The 22,478-nt window shown below is 70.9% G+C and carries 17 protein-coding genes and 1 pseudogene; 3 read left to right on the top strand and 15 right to left on the bottom strand.

Annotated features, from left to right (window positions below):
• Positions 1 to 437: 437 nt before the first annotated feature.
• The 3 genes from EV375_RS24975 to EV375_RS24965 form a co-directional block, all read right to left on the bottom strand.
• On the bottom strand, positions 438 to 1,676 hold the full coding sequence (locus tag EV375_RS24975) for a glycosyltransferase (protein WP_130302211.1): 1,239 nt from the start codon (positions 1,674 to 1,676) through the stop codon (positions 438 to 440).
• Positions 1,677 to 1,980: 304 nt separating this feature from the next.
• Complete coding sequence (locus tag EV375_RS24970) at positions 1,981 to 3,354, bottom strand: SLC13 family permease (RefSeq protein WP_130302210.1); 1,374 nt, start codon at positions 3,352 to 3,354, stop codon at positions 1,981 to 1,983.
• A gap of 15 nt (positions 3,355 to 3,369) precedes the next feature.
• Positions 3,370 to 4,557, bottom strand: coding sequence for a CoA transferase (locus EV375_RS24965; protein WP_165434845.1), 1,188 nt, complete (start codon positions 4,555 to 4,557; stop codon positions 3,370 to 3,372).
• A 134-nt stretch (positions 4,558 to 4,691) separates the two neighbouring features.
• Between EV375_RS24965 and EV375_RS24960 the strand changes: the two genes are divergently transcribed.
• Positions 4,692 to 5,582, top strand: a complete 891-nt coding sequence (locus EV375_RS24960; protein WP_165434844.1) for a LysR family transcriptional regulator — start codon at positions 4,692 to 4,694, stop codon at positions 5,580 to 5,582.
• Between the two features lie 100 nt (positions 5,583 to 5,682).
• On the opposite strand, the pseudogene EV375_RS24955 reads toward EV375_RS24960, so the two are convergent.
• Positions 5,683 to 6,043 (bottom strand): annotated as a pseudogene (locus tag EV375_RS24955) (mycothiol transferase); the annotation flags it as partial.
• Between EV375_RS24955 and EV375_RS29955 the strand changes: the two are divergent.
• Entirely contained in the window at positions 5,988 to 6,110 is a 123-nt protein-coding gene (locus EV375_RS29955; protein ID WP_486588792.1) for a hypothetical protein, read from the top strand. The pseudogene EV375_RS24955 and the gene EV375_RS29955 sit on opposite strands and share 56 nt — an antisense overlap.
• Here EV375_RS29955 and EV375_RS24950 read toward each other — a convergent pair.
• The 7 genes from EV375_RS24950 to EV375_RS24920 all read right to left on the bottom strand — a co-directional run bounded on the left by EV375_RS24950 (position 6,103) and on the right by EV375_RS24920 (position 15,594).
• Positions 6,103 to 6,411 carry an SCO5918 family protein gene (locus EV375_RS24950; RefSeq protein WP_130302207.1) on the bottom strand — a complete coding sequence of 103 codons (309 nt, stop codon included), beginning with the start codon at positions 6,409 to 6,411 and terminating at the stop codon, positions 6,103 to 6,105. The genes EV375_RS29955 and EV375_RS24950 overlap by 8 nt on opposite strands.
• A 267-nt stretch (positions 6,412 to 6,678) precedes the next feature.
• Complete coding sequence (locus EV375_RS24945) at positions 6,679 to 8,193, bottom strand: DEAD/DEAH box helicase (RefSeq protein ID WP_130302206.1); 1,515 nt, start codon at positions 8,191 to 8,193, stop codon at positions 6,679 to 6,681.
• 247 nt (positions 8,194 to 8,440) lie between these two features.
• Positions 8,441 to 8,644 carry a cold-shock protein gene (locus EV375_RS24940; protein ID WP_130302205.1) on the bottom strand — a complete coding sequence of 68 codons (204 nt, stop codon included), beginning with the start codon at positions 8,642 to 8,644 and terminating at the stop codon, positions 8,441 to 8,443.
• A gap of 473 nt (positions 8,645 to 9,117) precedes the next feature.
• Positions 9,118 to 10,239 (bottom strand): M20/M25/M40 family metallo-hydrolase, encoded by a 1,122-nt coding sequence (locus tag EV375_RS24935; protein WP_207228444.1) that lies wholly within the window; start codon positions 10,237 to 10,239, stop codon positions 9,118 to 9,120.
• Positions 10,236 to 11,549: an MFS transporter gene (locus EV375_RS24930; protein WP_130302204.1), complete on the bottom strand. Its 1,314-nt coding sequence runs from the start codon at positions 11,547 to 11,549 to the stop codon at positions 10,236 to 10,238. The genes EV375_RS24935 and EV375_RS24930 overlap by 4 nt, the downstream gene beginning before the upstream one ends.
• Before the next feature lie 479 nt (positions 11,550 to 12,028).
• Positions 12,029 to 12,898, bottom strand: a complete 870-nt coding sequence (locus EV375_RS24925) for an ABC transporter permease (RefSeq protein ID WP_130302203.1) — start codon at positions 12,896 to 12,898, stop codon at positions 12,029 to 12,031.
• Positions 12,895 to 15,594: an alpha/beta fold hydrolase gene (locus EV375_RS24920; protein ID WP_130302202.1), complete on the bottom strand. Its 2,700-nt coding sequence runs from the start codon at positions 15,592 to 15,594 to the stop codon at positions 12,895 to 12,897. The genes EV375_RS24925 and EV375_RS24920 overlap by 4 nt, the downstream gene beginning before the upstream one ends.
• 594 nt (positions 15,595 to 16,188) lie before the next feature.
• Here EV375_RS24920 and oxc point away from each other — a divergent pair.
• Positions 16,189 to 17,919 carry an oxalyl-CoA decarboxylase gene (oxc, locus tag EV375_RS24915; RefSeq protein WP_130302201.1) on the top strand — a complete coding sequence of 577 codons (1,731 nt, stop codon included), beginning with the start codon at positions 16,189 to 16,191 and terminating at the stop codon, positions 17,917 to 17,919.
• 635 nt (positions 17,920 to 18,554) lie between these two features.
• Here the strand turns inward: oxc and EV375_RS24910 are convergent.
• From EV375_RS24910 to EV375_RS24895, 4 genes are read right to left on the bottom strand one after another with little or no spacing between them, the layout of a single operon-like run.
• Positions 18,555 to 20,015: a sodium:solute symporter family transporter gene (locus tag EV375_RS24910; protein WP_130302200.1), complete on the bottom strand. Its 1,461-nt coding sequence runs from the start codon at positions 20,013 to 20,015 to the stop codon at positions 18,555 to 18,557.
• Positions 20,012 to 20,497, bottom strand: a complete 486-nt coding sequence (locus EV375_RS24905) for a hypothetical protein (RefSeq protein WP_207228442.1) — start codon at positions 20,495 to 20,497, stop codon at positions 20,012 to 20,014. The genes EV375_RS24910 and EV375_RS24905 overlap by 4 nt, the downstream gene beginning before the upstream one ends.
• Positions 20,494 to 21,276, bottom strand: a complete 783-nt coding sequence (locus EV375_RS24900) for a LytR/AlgR family response regulator transcription factor (protein ID WP_130302199.1) — start codon at positions 21,274 to 21,276, stop codon at positions 20,494 to 20,496. Before EV375_RS24900 ends, EV375_RS24905 begins: the two co-directional genes overlap by 4 nt.
• On the bottom strand, positions 21,273 to 22,367 hold the full coding sequence (locus EV375_RS24895) for a sensor histidine kinase (RefSeq protein ID WP_486588791.1): 1,095 nt from the start codon (positions 22,365 to 22,367) through the stop codon (positions 21,273 to 21,275). Before EV375_RS24895 ends, EV375_RS24900 begins: the two co-directional genes overlap by 4 nt.
• Positions 22,368 to 22,478: the final 111 nt, after the last annotated feature.

The raw sequence follows: 22,478 nt of genomic DNA, 5'->3' as shown, positions 1-22,478 counted from the left end.
ACAGGTTAGGCAGGGCGTGTGCGGGGATGCCCTCTTTGCCGCCCGGAGGTAGGGAATACCCTAGTGATGGCGAAAGTGCTGGTCAGGGGCAGTGCGGGGAGGTTAGGGAGGTGCGCGTCCGTGCGGGCAGGAGGTCGCCCGGCGGGCGCTCTTGCGGCCCCGCGGGGTCTGCCGCAGCCGTGAGGGGCCGGCGTCGGCAGACAGCTGGACGGTCCACTCCCGCCGGCATCGGCATCGGCATCGGCATCGGCCACTCCGCGTCGGTCGGTTCCTGAGCCTGGCCACTGCGATGCGCTCGAACGGGCCCGCGAGCACGTCCCGTTCGGCGCCCGGCAGCGAACTCTCGCTCGCCGGGGACTCGTTGTCGTTGCCGGTTCACGCCACCAGGCCTTGCAGGTTCTCGCCTTCCGGGTGCCGGTTCGCCGGTTCGCGTGGGTTCACGCGGACTCCGGCGCCTCTTTCCGGCGGACCGCGTCGAGCAGCGACTTCGCGGCCACCGCAGCCCCGTCGGTGCGGACCGTGCCGGCCACGGTGGTCGCCCGCGAACGGGCACCGGCGGTCAATGCGACTTCGAGCGCGGCCGACAGCGACTCTGCGGTCGGAACCGGACCGTCGTGTGCCGCTCCGATTCCCAACTCGGCCACCCGCCCGGCCCAGTAGGGCTGGTCCGCCGCCTGCGGCACCACCACCTGAGGTGCACCGGCCCGGGCGGCCGTCGTCGTGGTGCCCGCGCCGCCGTGGTGCACCACGGCGGCCACCCGGGCGAACAACGCCTGATGGTTGACCTCACCCGCGACGAAGCAGTCGTCCCCGTCCTCGATCAGGGCAAGGTCGGCCCAGCCGCGGGTCAGGACGGCGCGGCGGCCCTGCGACCGGACCGCGTCGACGGCCACCTGGGCGACGTCCGCCGCGGCGTGCATCGGCATGCTGCCGAAGCCGACGTACACCGGCGGCGTACCGGCGTCCAGGAAGGCCTCCAGGTCGTCAGGGAGAGGCCGTTCGTCCGGCAGGATCCACGCGCCGGTCTGGACGACATCGAGGTCCGGCGTCCCGTGCCACGGGTCCAGGACCGGGTCCGTCGCCAGCCACGGCCGAACTCCGAACACGTAGTCGCGGACGCTGTCCACAGGCGGCAGGCCGGCCGACGCCCGGTTCGAGTTGAGCGCCTCCCCGAACAGCGCGTCGATGCTCTGGGCGTCCAGGTCCCACAGCACCCGGTTGTCAGTCACCTCGGGCGGGAGCGGCCGTCCCGGATACGCCAGCGGCCGGCGGTGCGGCGACGGCAGGGTGAGCTGCTGGAAGGTCACGGACGCAGACGGCACACCCAGTTTCTCCGCCACCGACAGCGCGCCAGCCGCCGCCGGCATCACGCCCGTCGCGACCAGCGCGTCGCATCCCTCTGCCGCCGCTTCGGTCACCGCGTCCAACTGGGCGGCGATCAGCTCGGCCGCGCGCCGGGGCAGGGATGACGGCGGCGGCGCAGCCTTCGTCAGCGAGCGCGCCGAGAGCCAGACAGGCACCAGCGGCACGCCGGCACCGTCCAGGCGCCGCGCGAAGTCCTCGTCCGGCGGCGCACACACGCAAACCTCCGCGCCCAGTGACCGCAACCGCACCGCGAGTGCCACCAGCGGTTCGACATCCCCGCGCGACCCGTACGTCGACAACAACACGCGCATTCCGCATCCCCCCGTTTTCCGGCTGTTCCGGGCTTCGGCGGGTGATTCTGCGGCACGAGAGGGGCCTTGCCGCAAGGCCCCCTGTGCGCTATACGTTGAAAGTGGCAAGGAGCGGACGACCTCCTTGCCTTTCCTTTGCCGCCCCGATGCCGGCGGACGATTCGCCGGGCATCGGCAGCTGACGGTCAACCTCCCCTGGAGAAGGGGCAGTTCCCTGCGGGCGGATCCGACCCGTACGTACGGCCCACGAGCCCCGCGCCGCCTCGACCCGCAGATGCGGCACGGGCTCATCAGCCGGGTCCGCTCACCACCAGCCGAAGGCCAGCCACGCGAGGAACGGCGCCACGACGATCGAGACGAGCCCGTAGGTGAGGAGCTGGCGGAAGAGGCGTGGCCGCGCGGACGGTTCCGCGGCCCCCAGGATCAGGCCGCCGGTGATGCCCAGCGGATTGATGTCGACCAGTACCGACGCCAGCGCCAGGGCGAGCACGCCGCCCACGGGGGAGAGGCCGTCGGCAACCAGCGGGGGCAGCAGTGGCATGGCGGTGACGAACACGGCGATCGAGCTGGCGGCGAACGAGGTGATGCCCGCTATGTAGCAGAGCACCAGCAGGCTGAGAACCGGCGACCCATGGACCTGGAGCAGGTCGCTGATCTTCTTGAACGCACCGAGATCCTCCATGAGGCCCACGTACGTCAGCAGGCCGCCGATCAGCAGCACCACACCCCACGGGATCCGCGAGACGATCGCCCCGGGCTTCAGCCGGAGCACCAGCTGGAGGACCACGGCCGCTGTCAGACCGAGATACCCCACGTTCATCTCGAAGCCGACCGACAGCACGACGACGGTGAGGAGGCAGAGCACCGTGAGGACGCGGGTCCCGCGGCTTGCCCGAGGCGCTTCGGACGGAGGCGGCGCGTCTGCCGCGCCTGAAGGACGGGGAGCTTCCTGCGGATCCGGTGAGGTGCCCTCAGCCCGTTCACCCCCGACAGGCCCGGCCGGTGCGGCAGCGCCGACCCGTGCGGCCTGGGCGCCCGCGCCGGCCGGGGCGGCGGCCCTGCCTTTCGGCACGGCACCGGTCCGCGAAGCGACGAACAGGCAGCCCGCGCACACCGCCAGCCCTGTGAGCACCCCGCCGAGGAGGAAGGTCACGGGGGCCGAGCCGGGCAGGTCGACGCCGAGCTTGGTGCTCAGCTCGCGGGCGGTGACGCCGTAGACCGCGAGTGGCGAGAGCAGTCCGCTGATGATTCCGGTGACTCCGAGTACGGCCGCCACCAGCGGCGAGATCCCGTACCGCGCGGCGAGACCGAGCGCGATCGGGGCGACGATGGCGGTCGCGGCGGCCGGCAGGGTGCCGACTGCGGTGAGCACGGCACCGATGACGAACGGAACCAGCGCGATCAGCAGAAGCCGCCCGCCGACCAGCCGCAGCAGCAGGTCGAGCAGCCAGTCGAGGGTGCCGTTGAGGTGGGCGACGGCGAACAGGGCCGTCACGCCGACGATGAGCACGAAGAAGTCCGCCGGGAAGAAACCGGTCACGTCGTCAGCCGGCACACCGGCGGCGATACCGAGGAGGAACGCGGCCGACAGGGCGGCCAGCCCCAGGTCGAACCCGCGTATCAGAGTCGCCGCGAAGAGGACGACCAGGACGACTATGGACAGGACTGCGACAGTCATGAGCAAGCTCTTTCCTCAGACCACTCCGCGGTGGCGCAGATCATCGATCTCCGGCTCGGTCAGCCCGGCAAGGTCCCGCAGCACTTCGGTGGTGTGCTGACCGAGGGCCGGGGCGTCGCGGCCGACCGTGCTCCCGAAACCCGAGAAGCGGCCGGCCGGAGCCTGCATGAGACGGGGGCGTCCCCCGTCTTCGTCCGGTACTTCCACCACCGACCCGCGGAAGCGGATGTGCGGGTCGGCGCAGATGTCCGCCGCCGAGTTCACCGGTCCCGCGGCCACACCGGCCTCCACGAGCAGGGACATCAGCGGTTCCAGGTCGTGAGCCGCGACGAAGGAGGCGACTCGCCCCTCGATCTCCTCGCGGTGCTTCAGACGAGCGGTCATGGAGTCGTGGACGGCGAGATCCTCGGCGCCCATGACGGTGACCAGACGCCGCCACATCTGCTCCGTCGACGCGGGCAGGGCCAGCCAGCGGCCGTCGCGCGTGCGGTAGAGGCTGTTGGGGCTGATGTGGGGGTTCTGGTTGCCCTGACGCTCGCGGCTCTCACCCGTCGCGCCGTACTCGACGACGAAGTCCTCCATCATGCGAAGCAACGGCTCGTAGAGGGGGATGTCGGCGAGCTGGGCCTGCCCCGTCAGGTCCCGCTGACGCAGCGCCAGCATGGCCGCGAACGCCGCATAGATGCCGGTGACGCCGTCGGCGACCGGATAGCCGGCGAAGAACGGCGGCTGCTGCGGTGAACCCGTGCGGTGGGTCAGGCCGGCGAAGGCCTCCGCGACGCGCGCGAATCCCGGGCGGTCCGCGTAAGGGCCGGTGCGGCCGTATGCGCTGACGTGAACCATCACCAGGTCCGGCCGGTACGCGCGGAGGTCGTCGAAGTCGATCCGGAAGCGGCGCAGCGTCGCCGGGCGGAAGTTGGTCACCACGATGTCCGCGGCACCGGCCAGCCGTCCGACCACGTCCGCCGCGCCGTCCCGGTGCAGATCGACCGTCACGCTCCGCTTGGCCCGGCCCAGCATCGTCCAGGCCGCCGAGACGCCGTCCTCCAGCGGCGGGTAGCCCCGCGCCGGGTCGCCGTCGACGGGATGCTCGACCTTGATCACCTCGGCACCGAACTCGCCGAGCAGTGAGGACGCCAGCGGCCCGGCCAGGATCGTCGAGACGTCCAGGACGCGAACTCCGCGCAGCGGACCATCGGACACCACGTATTCCTTTCACTCCGGGACATCGGATCGGCCCTGCATCCAGGGCACTCGTCACAATGCCCCGCTCCGAGGGCGCCGGGAAGGCACGGTCCGAGCTCACCGGTGAAAGGTTCTGCCTTTATGGTGGGCCGGTGCGGGTGGAGAGAGCGCGGTACTTCCTTGCCGCCGTCGAGACAGGGTCGCTGCGTTCGGCGGCCGTCCGGTGCGGAGTCAGCCAGCCCACCGTCGGGCAGCAGATCGCGCTGCTCGAAGAGGAACTCGACGTCGTCCTGCTCACCCGCAGCCGGCACGGCGTGCGTCCCACACCGGCTGGTCAGGCCCTGCTCGAACCGCTGGGCCGCCTGGTCGCGGCCGAGGACGCGGTGCGGGAATCGGCCATGGAATCCAGCGACGCATATCGCGGACGGGTCCAGATCGGCGGCGTCTCGGTGAGCGCGGAGACGGTGATCGCTCCCGTGATCGGACACCTTCGCCGCCACCATCCCGGACTGCGCTTCACCGTCCGTGAAGGAGCCTCGACCGACATCGAGGCCGCCGTGCTCGACGGCGGGCTGGACTTCGGAGTCGTCACGACGCCGATGAGCCCGGCCGCGACGGGGCTGCACCGGATACCGCTCGTCTCGGCTCCCGTCGGGATCTACGCGCGCACCGACCATCCCCTCGCCGGGCGCGACAACGTCCACTGGCACGACCTGGAGGCCTGGCCCGTCGTCACCATGCGGAAGGGCACCGTGATGTGGGAGATGCTGCACCGGCACGTCGCCGGCCCCGACGTCGTCGTCCAGGCCATGTCGGCGCGCACCGTCAAGGTGATGGTCGGGCGGGGCGCCGGACTCGGCCTCCTCGCCGGCTTCGAGACCTCGGCCGACATCCCCGACCTGGTCTGGCTGCCGCTGCGCGACGCGGACCCCGTCCACCTGTGCCTGACCCAGCGCCGGGACGGCCGGCCCTCGCGGTCCGCCCTGATCGTACGGCGGCTGATACGGGCCAGGGCCGACGAGTTGAGGGAGCTGAGGGAGTAGAGGCGCCGGGGCCGTTCCGGACCGGTCCCGTCAACCGGCACGCCCAACGTCGGGACGGGCCGGTGGAGGGGGGCAGGGGAACGGCGTCCGGGCGGAGTCGGCGCCCTGTCGTGCCGTCGGTCAACTCCCGGAGGATGTCCGCGTGGCCGGCATGGCGGACCGTCTCCTCGATCATGTGGGGCGAGTGCCCAGCGCACGGTGGGAGCGGGCCGGTCCGGCCGTGGCCGGGGGACGGGGGCGCCGAGGTCGGTGCACCCGTCGAGGACCGTGTTCGCACGCTCGACGGTCTCCCGGTAGCGGGCGATGACCGCGGCCGCGCTGTCATCGGGTGCGGCCCGGAACGTCGCCTGCCAGTCGGTGACCGTTTCGCCGAGGAAGGTCGAGCGCTCGACGAAGGTGAGGTGGTTGAGCAGCCCGAGCAGGTTCGTGCCGGACGGCACTCCGGCCGTCCTGCTCGACGGCCAGGTCGCCGGGTCCAGTGCCGCTGTCCTGCCGGTGGCTGCTCACGCCTGCCCGTCGGTCAGCTGATCTCAGGCCCGCCGAGCGTCGCGGATGCCTGTTGGAACGGGCTGACGTGCGTGGGCGCGGCGGCATCGGGAAGGCCGTGGCAGGTGAAGCCGAGCCGGGTCATGGCCCGGAGGACTTCGGCGGCGCTGAAATCGCGGCGGTCCTGGCCTGTGACGACCTGCCCGACCTGTTTGGCCGGGTAGGTGCGGCGGCCGATGATCACGGATTCACCGAAGACCTGCTCGGGCTTGACGCCCTTCATCGATTCCAGGACGCCGCTCTTGGTGAGGTCGAAGGGGAAGCGGGCGATGATACAGCGCATGGTGCCTCACAGGGGAGAAGGGCCAAGGGGGCGGTGCTGCGGCGGTGAAATGGTCAGCGGTCGAGGGCGGGGACGCCCGGATCGCTGCCTTGTTCGTCAACGACAGGCAGGGCATCGAGGCGGCGGCCGTCGTTGTCGCGGACGAGCGGGTGCCCGGAGCGAGCACCGGCCGTGACGGACAGGGCGGCCGTCGGGCACGGCCGTATTCGAACCAGCGTCAAAACGTGCCTCCTGCATGGTGGGTCGGCTTCCGGATCACCGAAGTCCCTATGCGGCAGCGTCAACGGAGGACCGCCGCACGGTCCCGCGCCGGGCCCCCGAGGCGGAGCCGCGTCGGCCGCGTGAGGCCGTGCCGCGCTTACGCTGCTCGGTCACCGGCGCTTTGATCGTCACGGGGATGCCGGACGGGGTCTGGGCGCCGGTGATCCGGGTGAGTGTCTCTTCGCCGGAGCGGACCGGTGTGGTCTCGGGGACGATCCCGGCATCTGCCATCAGGCGGGTCATGGCGTGGCGCTGGTCGGGAGTGACCAGCGTGACGACCCTCCCGGATTCACCGGCGCGCGCGGTACGGCCGCCGCGGTGCAGGTAGTCCTTGTGGTCGGTCGGCGGGTCGACATTGACGACGAGTTCGAGGTTGTCGACATGGATGCCGCGCGCCGCGACGTTCGTCGCCACGAGCACAGTGACGTGCCCGTCCTTGAACTGGGCCAGGGTCCGGGTGCGCTGCGGCTGCGACTTGCCGCCGTGCAGGGCGGCGGCCCGGACCCCGCTCTTCAGCAGGTCCCGCGTCAGCCGGTCGACGGCGCGCTTGGTGTCCAGGAACATGATCACCCGGCCTTCGCGCGCCGCGATCTGCGTCGTCGTCCGGTGCTTGTCGGTCCCGTGGACGTGCAGGACGTGATGTTCCATCGTGGCCACCGCATTTGCCGACGGGTCGACGGAGTGCACGACCGGGTCGGTGAGGTAACGGCGGACAAGGAGATCGACATTGCGGTCGAGGGTTGCCGAGAACAGCATCCGCTGGCCCTCCGGGCGGACCTGGTCCAGGAGTGCGGTGACCTGGGGCATGAAGCCCATGTCTGCCATCTGGTCGGCCTCGTCCAGGACGGTGATCGCGACCTGGTCCAGCCGGCAGTCACCGCGGTCGATGAGGTCCTTGAGGCGGCCCGGCGTCGCGACGACGACCTCGGCACCACCGCGCAGTGCGCTGACCTGCCTGCTGATCGACATTCCGCCGACGACGGTGGCCAGGCGCAGCTTCACCGAGCGGGCGTAGGGGGCCAGAGCGTCGGTCACCTGCTGCGCCAGCTCTCGCGTCGGTACGAGGACCAGAGCCAGCGGCTGGCGGGGCTCGGCGCGCTGTCCCGCGGTGCGGGCCAGCAGGGCCAGGCCGAAGGCGAGGGTCTTGCCGGAGCCGGTGCGCCCGCGTCCCAGCGCGTCGCGGCCGGCGAGGGTGTTGGGCAGGGTCGCGCCCTGGATCGGGAACGGGACGCTCACGCCTTGCGCGGTCAGCGCGGCCAGCAGAGGTTCGGTGAGGTCGAGGTCGGCGAACGCCTCCACGGCGGGCAGCGCGGGAGTGATCGTCTTCGGCAGGGCGAACTCGCCGTGGACCGCTGCGGGCCGCCGGCCCTGGCCCTCCGAACGGCGCGGACCCCGGGAACGGTTCGGCGTTTTCGGGGCGAAGCGGCCGCCCCGGCCGGCACCGGCGCCGGAGCCGACGGCGGGGCCGCCGGTGCGCCTGCGCATGCGGGAGGAGCGGTTGTTCGTACGTGCGGGGTTCATTCAGAACCTTCCTTGATACGGCACGTATCAAGGAAATTCCCGCAGCGGAAGAATATCGCGGGGAATCACAAGAACGAGCCGGATTGAAATGTGAATCTGGACTGCAGTGAATCCGTTGGGGTTCGGGAAAAGAAATGGGCGACGTCATTCGGGCGGGAATCGAGGACACCGGCGGGGCAGATCCGAAGAGGCCCGTGTCCCTGGAGGCCCATGTCCCGAGGGATGCGGGCCCCAGTTGCGGTCAGCGTCAGGTGGGTACGATGTTCTCGGCCGTGAGGCCCTTATTGCCCTGCGCGATCTCGAAGGTGACCTTTTGGCCTTCGAGCAGCTCCCGGTAGCCCTCGGCGGCAATGTTCGAGAAGTGGGCGAACACGTCGGCGCCGCCACCGTCCTGCTCGATGAAGCCGAAACCCTTGGCCGCGTTGAACCACTTCACGGTGCCTGATGCCATGTCATATCTCCTTTGAGGCAATACGCCGGGAGCCGCAATGCGCGGATTCCGGGTCGCCGCGATGATGCCCCGTCCGGAGAATCACCCGGAAATACAAGAGCGCTTCCAGTGGCAGAAACACCGCCGAAGGCGTCGAACGTTTTGGGAACCAAGACTGCAACTGACGTCGACAGTAGCATGCGCTCGCGAGCCGGCGTGCGTCGAATAATTACACTCTGTTCGTCGCGCCAAAAACACTGCCCGCCCCGCGGGTCACACCCTCATCTCGCGGGAACAGATATTGTTCACCCGGGGCGCGAGTTATCGGCCCTCCGTCCGGCGAGGGCACCCGGCAGAGCCTCCCGGTTCCGTGAGTGCAGCCGCCGCGACCGCCGCCCTGCGCCGTCAGGCGAGGAGTGCGCTCACGGTCTCGGCGCAGGGAGGGCCACTTCCTGCGCTGCTGCGCACTCCCGCCACCGGGATCCCCTCGGGCGTCACCGGTCGCGGCACCACCTGTCGAACAGCCGGCGGTAGACCTCGGCGGCGGCCTCGACCTTGGACGCCGAGCACCACTCGTCGACAACGTGGCACTGGTCGGGCTCGCCCGGCCCGAGCACGACCGTGGGTGCCGGGCGGTCGTCCCCGGACGGAGACAGCAGCCGCGCCAGCACCGAGGCGTCCGTGAAGTACCGGGCGGGGGAGTGGGGTTCGTCCTCCTCGCCGGCGGCGACCAGAGCCTCGCGCACGAGACCGACGAACGGGTCGTGCACGTCCGTGTCGACAACGGGCAGCACCACGTGGTCGTCGACCCGGACGCCGTCGCCGACCAGTTCGGTGACGACGGAGCGCACGTCGTCACCGTCCAGCCCCGGGACGGTGCGGACGTCGAGGAGCATCTCCGCGAAGTCGGGCACGACGTTGGGCTGGACGCCGCCGCGCAGCAGACCCACGTTCGCGGTCACCGGGCCGAACGTCGCGTGGGACGGCCAGGCATCGTGGTCGTGCAGCGCCCCGGCGACGCGGGCCAGCCGCACAACAGCGTTGTCGCCGAGCTGGGGCGCCGACCCGTGCGCGGCGCGGCCTGTGGCGGTCAGCCGCATCCAGTGCGCGCCCTTGTGACCGAGGATGAGGCGGTTGGCCGTCGGCTCGGCCACGAGCAGCGGGCCTCCCGGCGCGAGCGACGACCGCCGCAGACGGAGGGCTCCGGTGCAGCCGGTCTCCTCTCCCGCGGTCAGAACCAGCTGCAGGCCGCGGCAGTGGTGTGGCCGCGCGGCGTGGTCGACGGCGGCGACGACGGCGGCGGCAACCCCCGATTTCATGTCGCTGGTGCCGCGCCCGACCACGCGGTCCCCGTCCCGTTCCGCGGCCCACGGATCGAAGGTCCACTGCGCGGGGTCGGCGGGGACCGTGTCGAGGTGCCCCGTCACCGTGAGCGGGGCGGAGCCCGGGCCGGTGCGGGCGACGAGTTGTTCGCGTCCCTCCTCCCAACCGGGCGTGGACACCTCGAAGCCGTTGCCGCGCAACATGCCGGCGCACAGCGCAGCCAGTACGCCCTCGCCGGAGGCCACCGTCCGCCGCCGCACCAGCTCGGTGAGGAGGTCGAGGGCGGAGGTCACCGGAGCGCCTCGTGGGCGGTCTCGCGCAGCGAGAAGATCGTCAGGAACGCGACGACCGCGCCGACGGTGACGTAGACGAAGAACAGGTCGGGGCGGCCTGCGTTGGAAAGGGAAGTGATCACCAGAGGCGCCGTGCCGCCGAAGGTCGCGACCGTGATGTTGTACCAGGCGCCGATGCCCACGCCGCGCAGCTCGGTCGGGAACAGCTCGCTCATGATGGCCGGCGCGATGGATGACATCAGGGCGTACAGGCCGAGGCCCGTGCAGAAGACCACCAGCAGTCGCGGCAGCCCGGCTCCGGGAGTGATGAGCATGGACAGAGGGATCATGAGGCACGCGAGCGCCGCGGACCAGAACAGCAGCTGCGGCTTGCGTCCGAACCGGTCCGACAGCTTGCCGCACGGATACTGCAGCACGATGAAGAGCGCCGTTCCGACCGAGAGCGCGATGAACACGTCGTTGTCGTCGGCTCCTTGGGTCTTCACGGCGTACGGCGTGAGCGCGCTGAAGAACACGTAGTAGTTCAGCGTGTTCAGCAGCGTGATGCCGACGAGCTGTCCGACCGCCTTGGGATGCTTGGTGATCGTGGTCAGCAGGGGCCGCTTCGTGCGCACGGCCTTGTTCTTGTTCTGCTCGAACTGCTCGGTCTCCGCGATGGTGCGCCGCAGGTACACGCCCACGACAGCGAGCAGGCCGCCGATGATGAACGGGATACGCCATCCGTAGTCGCGGAGCTGGCCGTCGGTCAGCACGGACGAGAGGAAGACCCCCAGCAGCGAGGCGACCAGCAGCGCCGAGCCGGTCGAGATGTAGAAGAAGGACGAGTACCGGCCCCGGTGGCCCCGAGGGGCGATCTCGGCCAGATACGCGGAGGCGTTGGAGACCTCACCGCCGAGCGACATGCCCTGGGAGATGCGGGCCAGCAGCAGCAGGATCGGAGCCAGCCAGCCGACCTGCTCGTAGGTGGGCAGCAGTCCTATCGCCAGCGAGCCGCCCGCCATCAGCAGGATGGTCAGGATCATGGCCGCCTTGCGGCCGCGGACATCGGCGAAGCGCCCCAGCACCCACCCGCCGACCGGGCGGAAGAAGAAGGCGACCGCGTACGTCGCCGTCGTGTTCACCAGAGCGAGCTCGGGGTTGTCGGCAGGAAAGAACTGCGTCGCGAAGTAGATGAGGAACGTCGCATAGACGGTCCAGTCGTACCACTCGATGGCGTTGCCGATGCTGGCCGCGACGAGGGTCCTGACCGGCAGCTTGTGAGGGGCCGAGCCGGCGGTGGTCGCCGCCGTTTCCTGCCTGCTGTCGTTCATTGGCGCTCCGTATGTGTGAGAGCCCCCGATAAATTGGTCGAATGGCTGAGCCAAAGTAGCAGCGTCGGCACTTCCCGGCCAGAGTGGAATCCCACTGGTGCGCTTCAACCGCCACATCCGTCAGGAGCGGGTCCTCAAGGGGACGTAGACAGCCCAGCCTGCGGCCTTTTCGCAGGAAGCCGCAATACTCGGAGAGCCCCCAACCCCACGAGGGACCAGCGGGGCAGGGGATGAACGAGCTGGAGACCGATGAGCGGTGGCCGGAAACCACCCGCGGAAGTCAGCCGGGGAAGCATCACCGGCCTTCACAGCTGCGGTGGTTGTGAACTCGCAGCGTCGGCCGGTCAGCGCAAGGGTGAACTACGGACCCGGGGCCACATCCGACTGCCGGCCGACAGTGGCCGGATGCACAGACGGAGGGTCCGACGCCGGCGACGCCTGCGGTGAGGCGGCCGGTGGGGCGGTGTTCTTGGGGCGGTTCAGGAAACGACGTCCTTCCGGGCGAACCCCCGGAACGCGAGGGCGAAGAACACCAGGGCACAGGCCACGGAAACGGAAGTGCCCTTGATCATCCCTGTCCACTCCAGCTGGGGCTGTATCGCGTCCGCCCATGCGTACTGCCAGTGCGCGGGCAAGAACTCCCGCCAGGAGCCGAGGGCTTCGACCGCGTCCAGAAGATTGCCGACGATGGTCAGCCCGACTGCACCGCCGACCGCGCCCAGAGGCGCGTCCGTGATGGTGGAGAGCCAGAACGCCAGTCCGGCTGTGACCAGTTGGGAGACGAAGACGTATGCGACGGCGAGCGCGAGTCTGAACAGGGCGTCGGTGGCGGGAGTCGAGCCGCCCGTCGGGCTCTGGAGCGGGTGCCAACCGTAGGCGACCGTTCCCACGGCCAGGGAGATGAGAGGCAGCAGCACGATCGCGGCCAGGCTGAAGGCCAGCGCCACCACGAGCTTGCTCCACAGCAGCCGTGCGCGCGGCACGGGTGCGGCGAGCAGATAGCGCAGCGACGACCAGCCGGCCTCCGAGGCGACGGTGTCTCCGAAGAACAGCGCCACCGGGATGACCAGCAGGAAGCCTGCCGAGAGGAACAGCGCCGAAGTGGCGAAGTTGAGTCCGGAGACGGTGGCGGTGTCCGTCAGATCGATCCGCCGCTCCTGGCCGGCGCCGTCACCGCCGTCGCCACCCCCGCCGATCGCGAAGGCCACGACAAGGACGAAGGGGAGGACGGCCAGGATCACCGCCACAACGGCCGTACGGCGGCGGCGCAGCTGTCGTACGGCCTCGACACGGAAGGGGAGGGTGCGGCCCGGCCGGTAGCCGGGCGCGGTTTCCGACTGGGCGGTCACGGGGTCTCTCCTTCGATCAGGGTGAGGAAGGCGTCCTCCAGCCGACGGTGCGGGCCCAGGCCGTTCACGGGGATCTCCATTCCGACGAGTTCCGCGAGCAACTGGGACGGTCTGGCTCCGCCCAGTCGTACGAGCAGGCCGTCCTCGGACCGTATGGCGGAGACGACGCCCGGCAGCCCGGCCACCTTTCCCACCACGGCGTCGGGAAGGGGCGGGCCGTCGATTCCGACGAGCAGCGTCTCGCCGGAGCCGGTGATCTCCGCGACCGCGCCCGCCTGCACCAGGCGCCCGCGGTCCATGACGACGAGGTGGGTGCAGGTCTGCTCGACCTCGGCCAGCAGGTGCGAGGAGACGATCACGGTGCCGCCCTGGGCGGCGTACCCGATCATGACTTCGCGCATCTCGCGGATCTGCGGAGGATCGAGCCCGTTGGTCGGCTCGTCAAGGACGAGCAGATCAGGCAGGCCGAGCATGGCCTGAGCGATGGCGAGGCGTTGCCGCATGCCCTGGGAGTAGGTGCGCACTGCGCGTTGGATCGCGTCTCCCAGACCGGCGATCTCCAGGGCCTCCTCGACGTGGGAGTCCCTCGCGGGACGGCCCGTCGCGGCCCAGTACAACTCCAGGTTGGCCCGCCCGGACAGGTGCGGGAGGAAGCCCCCGCCCTCCACGAAGGCGCCGACCCGGGAGAGCACCGGCGCCCCGGGCCGCACGGCGTGCCCGTAGACCCGGATCTCACCCTTGTCGGGTGTGACCAGGCCCATCAGCATGCGGAGGGCGGTGGTCTTGCCCGCGCCGTTCGGGCCGAGGAGGCCGAGCACCTGGCCCTTCTCGACGCGGAAGGACAGGTCGCGTACGGCGTACCGGTCGGCGGACCTCCCGTAACGCTTCGTCAGCCCGGCGACCTCCAGGGGCACTTCGGCAAGCTCCGGATCGGGGACCGGTGACGGGGTGGTGCGGCGGCGTCGTCCGGTCACCAGCAGGACCGCGGCGACGGCGCCGGCGGCGAGGGGCAGACCCCACACCCAGGCGGGCAGCGGGGCGGCATCGGCGGTGACACCGCGAGCGGTGGGAACGCTCAGCCCGCTCTTCACCGAGGCGGTGTACGAGCTCGGTTCGGCAGGGGACGCGTAGCCGAGGTCGGTGGCGGCGAGGACGAGCCGGAGCCGGTGGCCGGCCTCGACCTCGTGGTCCACGGCGGGCAGGCGGAGTTCCACGGTCCGGCCCTTGCGGACGCCGTCGACCCGGACCGGGGAGACAAGTTGGGAAGGCAGCGTCCGGCTGCCGTCCGGCCCGACGTCGTAGACCTTCGCGAAGAGCACGGCGTCGTCGGCACGGTCGGACTTCACCCGCACCTTGACCGTGGGGGAACCCGTGATGCGCAGAGAGCCCTTCAACGGCCGGGAGTCGAAGCGCGCGTGCTGCCCGGGGAAGTCGACGTTCAGTCCGCCGACGCCCAGGGAGGACAGCTGCGAGAGACCGCTGCCGAGGCTGGGAACGGAGGAGATCGAAGGCGGCCCCGCGCCCGGCGGGTTCTCGAAGCGCTTCTCCGCGGCGTCGAGGCCGACCGGGCGGGCACCGCTGTTCAGCCCGGGATAGGCGGCACCGGTGGCGCCTCGTGTCTGCAGGGTGCCATCCGTGGAGTCCATCCCTCCGGCTCTGGTGACGCGGAAGGCCGGTCCGGTGTCCGCGCCCTTGTCGCCCTTCAGATAGCGGTTGAACCAGGCCGTCGTACGGGCGTCGAGGCGGGCCGTCTCCAGGTCGCCGCCGTCGTGCCCGCCGGCGAACCAGTCGACGGAGACGGGCGCCCCGTTGGCACGGATCGCCTCGGCCATGGCGTCCGCCTGGCCGAGCGGGAAGAGGGAGTCGCTCTGCCCCTGGGCGATCAGCGCGGGAACCTTGATCCGGTTCCCGGCGGCGGACGGGCTGCGCGACTCGAGCAGTTCACGGGCGGCGGCGTCCGGCTTGCCGCTCACCGCCACCCGCTCGTACATCTCGCACAGCTCCGCCTCGAAGCGGCCGCAGCCGCCCGCCGGCGATCCGGTGCCGAAGAAGACCCCGGCCCAGAGCTTCTTGAAGACCCCGTCCGGGAACAGGGCGTCGGCCAGGTTCCAGTAGGTCATCCGCGGCGCGATGGCGTCGACCCGGTCGTCGTGTCCGGCAGCGAGCAGGGCGATCGCGCCGCCGTACGAGGCCCCTGCCACGCCGACCCGCGGATCGCCGCTCTTGTCGAGCCGCACTTCGGGGCGCCGGGCCAGCCAGTCGATCAGGCGGGAGACGTCCGCGACCTCGTGTTCCGGGTCGTTGAGGCCGATGTTGCCCGTCGACTCTCCGAATCCGCGCGCCGACCAGGTCAGTACGGCGTATCCCTCGCGGGCGAGGTTCTGCGCCTGCGCCCGCACCCCGTCCTTGCTTCCGCCGAAGCCGTGGCCGAGGAGCACCGCGGGCCGCTTCGCGGAGCGGGAGCCCGAGGTGAAGTACGAGGTGTCGATACGCGCACCCGGCATGTCGAACGCGCGGTCCACCCGGTGGACGGGTGGCTGCCCGTCGGACGCCACCGCGTTCCACGTGCCCGCACCGGCGAGCGTGACGACGGCGGCCGCGCCGGCGAGCCACCGTCTCCAGCCGCCGCGTGCCGTACCGCGAAACCGGGCCGGGAGCCGAGGTCGCCGTATCCCACGGCTCTGTCGCAGATCCATGCTCGAACCCTAGAAGGGCGGGCCCGTGGTTTCGGCGGTCTCCAGGTGGATCCGGTCTCCGCTCCGGGGCGTACGCTCGCGTGCCCGCATACAACCGACGGGGTACAGCTCCACCCGCCGTGACCCGGCGGAATCCGGGGCCGGGGACGAAGGCGGCGCTCATCCCGGGCTGCCACCACCCGTCCTGTATCACCGTCAAGATCCGCCCTGACGGCCTCAGTCGGTGATCACTGCGTCGTGTTGGATCGCCGTGGTGTGCCTTCTCGTGCATGAAGGCGGCCCGACGTGGGCGCGGCTGATCCTCGGGGCGCCCTTCATCTGCAGCCGGTCGTCCGCGGTGAGCGGCACCCGAGTCCGGGAGACGGGTTCGTTTCACCGATCGCATACTGCGCGACCTGCAACTGCTCGTGGAACCGATGCGGTTCGGCGGTCACCGTGGTGCGCATATCGGTGGAGCGCCGCCGGTCGTGGCACGGGGCCGGGGCAGAACCGCATCTCGAGCGCTCAACGCAATCCTTGCCAGTCCACCTGAGACGAGCATACTGTATGCAGTATTCCTTGATTCGAGCGCACCATCCAGGGAGGGTCCTCACCATGACCGCCGCTTCCGTACCGGGCACAGAGGCAGGGGGTGCCGACCACCCCGATGTCACCGACGGTATTCATCTGGTCGTCGATGCGCTCAAACTCAACGGCGTGGAAACCATCTACGGGGTCGTCGGCATCCCGATCACCGACCTGGCGCGTGTCGCGCAGGGAGCGGGTATCCGCTACATAGGCTTCCGCCACGAGAGCGACGCCGGACACGCCGCGGCAGCAGCCGGATTCCTGACGAAGAAGCCGGGCATCTGCCTGACGGTATCCGCACCGGGCTTTCTCAACGGGCTGGTGGGGCTGGCCAACGCCACCACGAACTGCTTCCCGATGGTCCAGATCTCCGGGTCCAGCGAACGGCACCTCGTCGACCTGCAGCGCGGCGACTACGAGGAAATGGACCAGCTGGCTGCGGCCAAGCCCTTCGCCAAGGCGGCCTACCGGGTTCACCGCGCAGAAGACATCGGCCGCGGTCTGGCCCGCGCCATCCGCACCGCCGTCTCCGGGCGCCCGGGTGGGGTCTACCTCGATATCCCGGCCGCCGTGCTGGGCGAAGTCATGGACGCTGAGAAGGGTGCCGCATCACTGTGGCCGGTCGTCGACCCGGCGCCGCGTCAGCTGCCCGACCAGGAAGCCGTCGACCGTGCGATGGGCCTTCTCGCCAACGCCCAGCGGCCACTGATCGTGCTCGGCAAGGGTGCGGCGTACGCACAGGCGGACGAGCAGATCCGGGAGTTCATCGAAACCACGGGAATCCCCTACCTCCCCATGTCGATGGCGAAGGGCCTCCTCCCCGACGACCACGCGGGGTCGGCGGCCACCGCCCGCTCGCTGGCGCTCCGCAAGGCCGACGTCGTGATGCTCGTCGGCGCGCGGCTCAACTGGCTCCTGGGGCATGGCGAAGCGCCGCAGTGGAATCCGGAGGCCAAGTTCATCCAGGTCGACATCGCCGCTTCCGAGATGGACAGCAACCAGCCCATCGCGGCTCCGCTGGTGGGTGACGTCGGATCCGTGATGGAGGCCCTGACCGAGCGGAACAAGGCGGGCGCGATCACAGTGCCCGCGCAGTGGCGCGAGGAACTCGACGCCCGCTCGGCGCAGAACGTCGAAAAGATGGCCGGACGCCTCGAGGCCGCCGCGAGCGCACACCCGATGAAGTTCCTGGGCGCGCTGCAGGCGATCCGTGACGTCCTGCAGGAGCACCCCCAGGCCTACGTCGTCAACGAGGGCGCCAACGCACTCGACCTCGCCCGCAACACGATCGGCATGCAGGTACCGCGGCACCGACTGGACAGCGGCACCTGGGGTGTCATGGGCATCGGCATGGGTTACGCCATCGCCACCGCCGTCGAGACCGGCGCCCCGGTCGTGGCCATCGAGGGCGACAGCGCCTTCGGATTCAGCGGTATGGAGGTGGAGACCATCTGCCGCTACAACCTCCCCGTCGTCACCGTCGTACTCAACAACAGCGGCGTCTACCGCGGCAACGAGGCCTCCCCTTCGTCCGACCCGGCACCGACCGCCCTCACGGCCCACCACGACGTCATGATGAAGGCGTTCGGCGGCACGGGCTACCAGGCGACGACACCGGATGAGGTGGCCACGCACCTGCGCGAGGCGCTGGCGGCGGGCACCCCGGCACTCATCGACTGCGTGATCGACCCGTCCGACGGGACCGAGAGCGGCAACATCTCCCACCTCAACCCCAAGGGCATCACCATCCAGAAGTAACAAGGACGGCCGGCCCGCCCCGCCCCGCTCAGACCAACGCCACGACTCCTGGTCGAACAGCGAGGCGGGGCACGGCAATTGCCCGACCACTAAAACCGTGTCCTATGTGGTGAAGCCGCGACTACCAGCCCACCCGCCGACCACCCCGCAGCAACGGCACATGACAGAACTCCCGAACCCACAACCGTGGGTCCGGGAGTTTCCGATGTCCTGAGACATCACACTGCGGTCCTGACGGGATTTGAACCCGCGGCCCCCCTTGCCCCCAACAGGTCGGGCTAGGCATTTCCGCAGTTCGGAGTACCTGCGGCGCACGCAGCTCAGTGCTGCTGAGCTTGCGGTGTTCGGCCATGTGCACAGCGTGTGGTCCCCAAGTGGTCCCCGAATACGAGGAGCTGAGGTCTTGGCGGCTGTGCTGACGAGTCGCGGTGGGTGCGAGCGCGCCGCACACCACATCGACGCCGGGCCCGCTCCGGCTGCGAGCGTCACGTCCCTGCCGTTCGCCGTGCGCGAGGTGCAGGTTCACGCGGCTACCCCGCCGAGGCGGAGGCCGTGGCGCGCTCGCGGAGGCGACCGCCCCGGCGGCACGGTACACAGCTGCGGAGTCGCCTCCGGACGGGGCCCACCCGGAGAGGTCAGGGTGCGTGCAACCGCATCGCCGCACGCTCCGCGCCCTCCGGCGGCACCCCACGCCAGGACACCACGATCATGGTGAGGAAGGCCAGCGGCACCGTCCAGCACGCGGGCTGCGCCAGCAGCACCGTGACCACCCCGGAGTGCCAGTCCGTCGCCGCGGAGAGGAACGCGGCGCCCGTCGCCGCCGCCGCGCCCACCGCGAGCCCGGCCCCGGCGCCCTTGACCGTGAGCTGGGGCCACCAGATACCCAGCACCAGCAGCGGGCAGAACGTGGAGGCCGCTACGGCGAAAGCCCAGCCCACGAGGACGTTGATGTCCACATGGGAGGCGGGCAGGGAGAGCAGCACCGCGACCAAGGCCCCCGCGGCGACGGCCACCCGCAGGCGGGAGATCCCGCTGCCGAACAGGTCGTGCGACAGGCCGCCCGCCAGGGCGAGCAGCAGCCCGGAGGATGTCGAGAGGAAGGCGGCGAAAGCGCCGGCAGCGACCAGGGCGGTGAGTACGCTGCCGAGCGCCCCGGGCACCGCGACTCCGGGCACGACGACGGTCACCGTGTCCGTGGCGTTGTTCAGCACCAGTTGCGGAGTGAGCACCCGTCCCAGCAGCCCGTAGACCACCGGAAAGAGGTAGAAGAGGCCCAGCAGGGCGATCACCCGGACCGCGACGCGTCGGGCGACCTGGGCACTGGAGCTGGTGTGGAAGCGCATGATCACATGCGGCAGCCCGATCGCCCCCAGCGTCGTGGCCACCAGCACCGACCAGGTGGCCAGCAGCGGGTGGCCTGCACCCCCGATGTCCAGCAACGGGCGGCTCCACCCCTCTGGCACGCTGACCGGTGTGAACGCCTCCGCCCGCGTCTCCGCTCCGACATGGACCATCAGGAACACCGCGGGCACGGCGATGAACGCCAGCTTCACCAGGTAGTGGAACGCCTGCACGTACGTGGCCGAGCGCATGCCTCCCAGCGCGATGGAGCCGCTGACCACCAGCCCGGCCAGCACCACCCCCACCCAGTAGGGCGTGCCGCTGACCAGGTGGAGCACCACGCCCGCGCCCTTGAACTGCGGTACCAGGTACAGCCACATGATCACCAGCACGATCACCCCGCACAGCCGCCGGATGCCGGGAGAGCCGAGCCGGTACTCCGCGAAGTCGGGAACGGTGAAGGCGCCCGAGCGCCGCATCGGGCCCGCGACCAGCGCCACCACGGCCACATAGCCCGAGGTGAAGCCCACCGCGAACCACATCGTGCCGATCCCGTCCTTGAGCAGCAGCCCGGCGAGCCCGAGCACCGACGCGGCCGAGACGTACTCCCCGGCGATGGCCATGGCGTTCCAGCCCGGTGCGACCCGGCGGGAGGCGACCAGGAAGTCCGGTGTCGTACGGGCCGCGCGCACCCCGTAGAGGCCGATCGCCAGGCTCGCGGCCAGCAGGAATCCGATGGCCAGCAGCCCCGTCACGGTGCGACTCCCCCGAAGCCGTGCTCCTGCCCGGCCCCGTCGTGCGCAGTGTCCGCGTCACGCGGCCCGGGCGGCACGATGTCCGGGCCCCAGTCGTGGCCATAGGGGGAATCGGCGCCGTCCGGTTCGCCGCCTTCCCTGGCCTCCGTGCGCTCCGCCACCCGCACATGCGCGATGGCGATCAGCAGCAGAAGCGGATAGGTCGCGATGGCGAGCAGCAGCCAGGAGACGGGGACACCGCCCGCGGTCACCCGGTCGAGCACGGGCAGGGCAGCGATCACCCCGCTGGTGCCGAAGAGCACCACCCCGAGCAGGCCCATGGTGCGCAGGGCCGTCCGCCGCTGGGCGGCGAAGACCCGGCGGGCCCGCTCCGGGTCGGCCGGACCGGGCAGCGGCAGCGGCCGGGGCCGCACCCGGTGGCGGCGTGCCAGCGCGATCCGGGTCTGCGGGCTGGTGACCTTCGTCCGGCGAGGCCCCGTCATTGCGCGGCCCGCCCCAGCTCTCCGCTGCGCGCCGCCTCCATCAGCCGTTCGCGCAAGCCGCGCGCGTGCCGGCGGCTCACCGGTACGTCACCGGCGGGTGTGCAGGCCACCAGCCCGGAGGAACTGGTCACGCGCAGGTCGTGCACCCAGCCGACGGCGACCAGGTAACCGCGGTGCGCCCGCACGAAGCCGACCGGCGCCCACACCTCCTCCAGGTAGGACAGCGACAGCCGGATCAGATGCGTGCCGTCGGCCGTGTGCAGCCGCACATAGTCGCCGTGGGCCTCCGCGAACTGCACCTCGGCGCGGCGGACGAAGACGGTGTGGCGGCTGTGCTCGATCTGCACGACGTCCAGGCCGTCGTGCGGTGCCTCCTCGTCGGCCGCGCTCCCGCGCTGCCTGAGGACACGGGTGACGGATTCGGACAGCCGCTCCGGCCGCACAGGCTTGAGCAGGTAGTCGACCGCGCCGATCCCGAACGCCTCGATGGCGTGGGACTCGGAGGCGGTCACGAACACGATGGCGGGCGGCGCGGAGAGCCTGCTCAGCACCCGTGCCAGGTCCATCCCGTCCAGGCCGGGCATGGAGATGTCCAGGAAGACGGCGTCGAAGGCGGGTGTCCCCAGCAGCCGTACCGCCGCCTCGCCGCTCTCCGCGGACACCACGTCGGCGACCTCCGGTATGGCGCCGAGCAGTACCGCGAGCTCCTCCCGGGTGGAGGGTTCGTCCTCGACGACGAGGACGCGCAGCCCCGGGGACGTGTGGGCCGTGCCTGTCATTCCGCCAGCACTCCTCGCATGAAGCGCGGCACCCGGATGACCACTTTGGTGCCGCTGCCGGGCGCCGTCTCGATGAGCAGACCGTGTTCCGGCCCGTACACCGCGCGCAACCGCTGGTCCACGTTGGCCATGCCGACGCCGCGGGCCGGCGGGCCCGTCCCGGCGAGGATCGCGCGGGCGAACTCCGGCTCCATGCCGACGCCGTCGTCCTCGATCTCGATGATGCACAGCGGCCCCTCGCCGAAGCCGGACACGCTGATGTGACCGCGTCCTGACCGGCGCTCCAGCCCGTGCCGGACGGCATTCTCCACGATGGGCTGCACCACCAGGAAGGGGATGGCGACGGGAAGGACCTCCGGGGCCATGCGCACGGTGATGTCGAAGCGGTCGTCGAAGCGGGCCCGCTGGAGCTCCAGATACGTCTGGGTCGCCTGCAGCTCGGCGGCCACGGTTGCGTAGTCGCCCTGCGTGGAGAAGCTGTACCGCAGGTAGTCGGCGAAGTCCGTGAGGAGCCCGCGGGCAAGGTCCGGATCGCTGTGGACGCGGGCGGCGATCACGGCCAGCGCGTTGTGCAGGAAGTGCGGTGAGATCTGGGCGCGCAGGGTGCGCAGGTCCGCGGCGGCGATACGGGCGCGCGCGGTGCGCAGCTCGGCATGGTCCAACGCGTCGGCGACCAGGGCCGCGGTTTCGGTCAGATCCTCTTCGGCGATCTCGCCGGCGGCGATCAGGCAGCCCGCCAGGTCGTTGGCGACGAGCAGCGGGGCCGCGGAGAGCGGGGGCCGGCGCAGCACCGTCCCGTGTTCGTACACCTGGGAGAGGAGCGCGTCCGGCTCGCTGCCCGGTGGCAGCGTCCCGTGCCGGGCGACCGGCCCGTCGAGGTTGGCGAGGACGACGGCGTCGGCGCCCAGCAGCCGCCGTATGCGGCGCGCGGCCGCGGTGTTCCGGCCGCCGCGCAGTCCGTCCTGGAGGTCGCTGCCGAGCAGCCGGAGCTCGCGCAGCACGCCGCTGGTCGCGGCCCGCGCCGCGGACGGCGGTGGCGCTCCGCGGCGCCTGGGACGGCGGGCGAGGCGGTACCAGGGGGTCCTGTTCACGGGCCGACGGTAACCCAGTGCGGGAGGAATGGATCTGGTCAGGATGGGCGAAGGGCTGCGGCACCGTGCCGACCCTCTGTACTCGTGGGATGCCCGGGTCCGACGGGACTC

The sequence above is a fragment of the Streptomyces sp. CNZ301 genome (assembly GCF_004217425.1).
Note: the sequence above shows the minus strand (reverse complement) of the source record. Positions and strands in the feature narration are given on the sequence as shown.

Coding starts and splice junctions, on each gene's coding strand:
- EV375_RS24930 (WP_130302204.1), bottom strand. CDS start 11,549: ATGAACGACAGCAGGCAGGAAACGGCGGCGACCACCGCCGGCTCGGCC.
- EV375_RS24975 (WP_130302211.1), bottom strand. CDS start 1,676: ATGCGCGTGTTGTTGTCGACGTACGGGTCGCGCGGGGATGTCGAACCG.
- EV375_RS24940 (WP_130302205.1), bottom strand. CDS start 8,644: ATGGCATCAGGCACCGTGAAGTGGTTCAACGCGGCCAAGGGTTTCGGC.
- oxc (WP_130302201.1), top strand. CDS start 16,189: ATGACCGCCGCTTCCGTACCGGGCACAGAGGCAGGGGGTGCCGACCAC.
- EV375_RS24970 (WP_130302210.1), bottom strand. CDS start 3,354: ATGACTGTCGCAGTCCTGTCCATAGTCGTCCTGGTCGTCCTCTTCGCG.
- EV375_RS24950 (WP_130302207.1), bottom strand. CDS start 6,411: ATGCGCTGTATCATCGCCCGCTTCCCCTTCGACCTCACCAAGAGCGGC.
- EV375_RS24900 (WP_130302199.1), bottom strand. CDS start 21,276: ATGACAGGCACGGCCCACACGTCCCCGGGGCTGCGCGTCCTCGTCGTC.
- EV375_RS24945 (WP_130302206.1), bottom strand. CDS start 8,193: ATGAACCCCGCACGTACGAACAACCGCTCCTCCCGCATGCGCAGGCGC.
- EV375_RS24905 (WP_207228442.1), bottom strand. CDS start 20,497: ATGACGGGGCCTCGCCGGACGAAGGTCACCAGCCCGCAGACCCGGATC.
- EV375_RS24920 (WP_130302202.1), bottom strand. CDS start 15,594: ATGGATCTGCGACAGAGCCGTGGGATACGGCGACCTCGGCTCCCGGCC.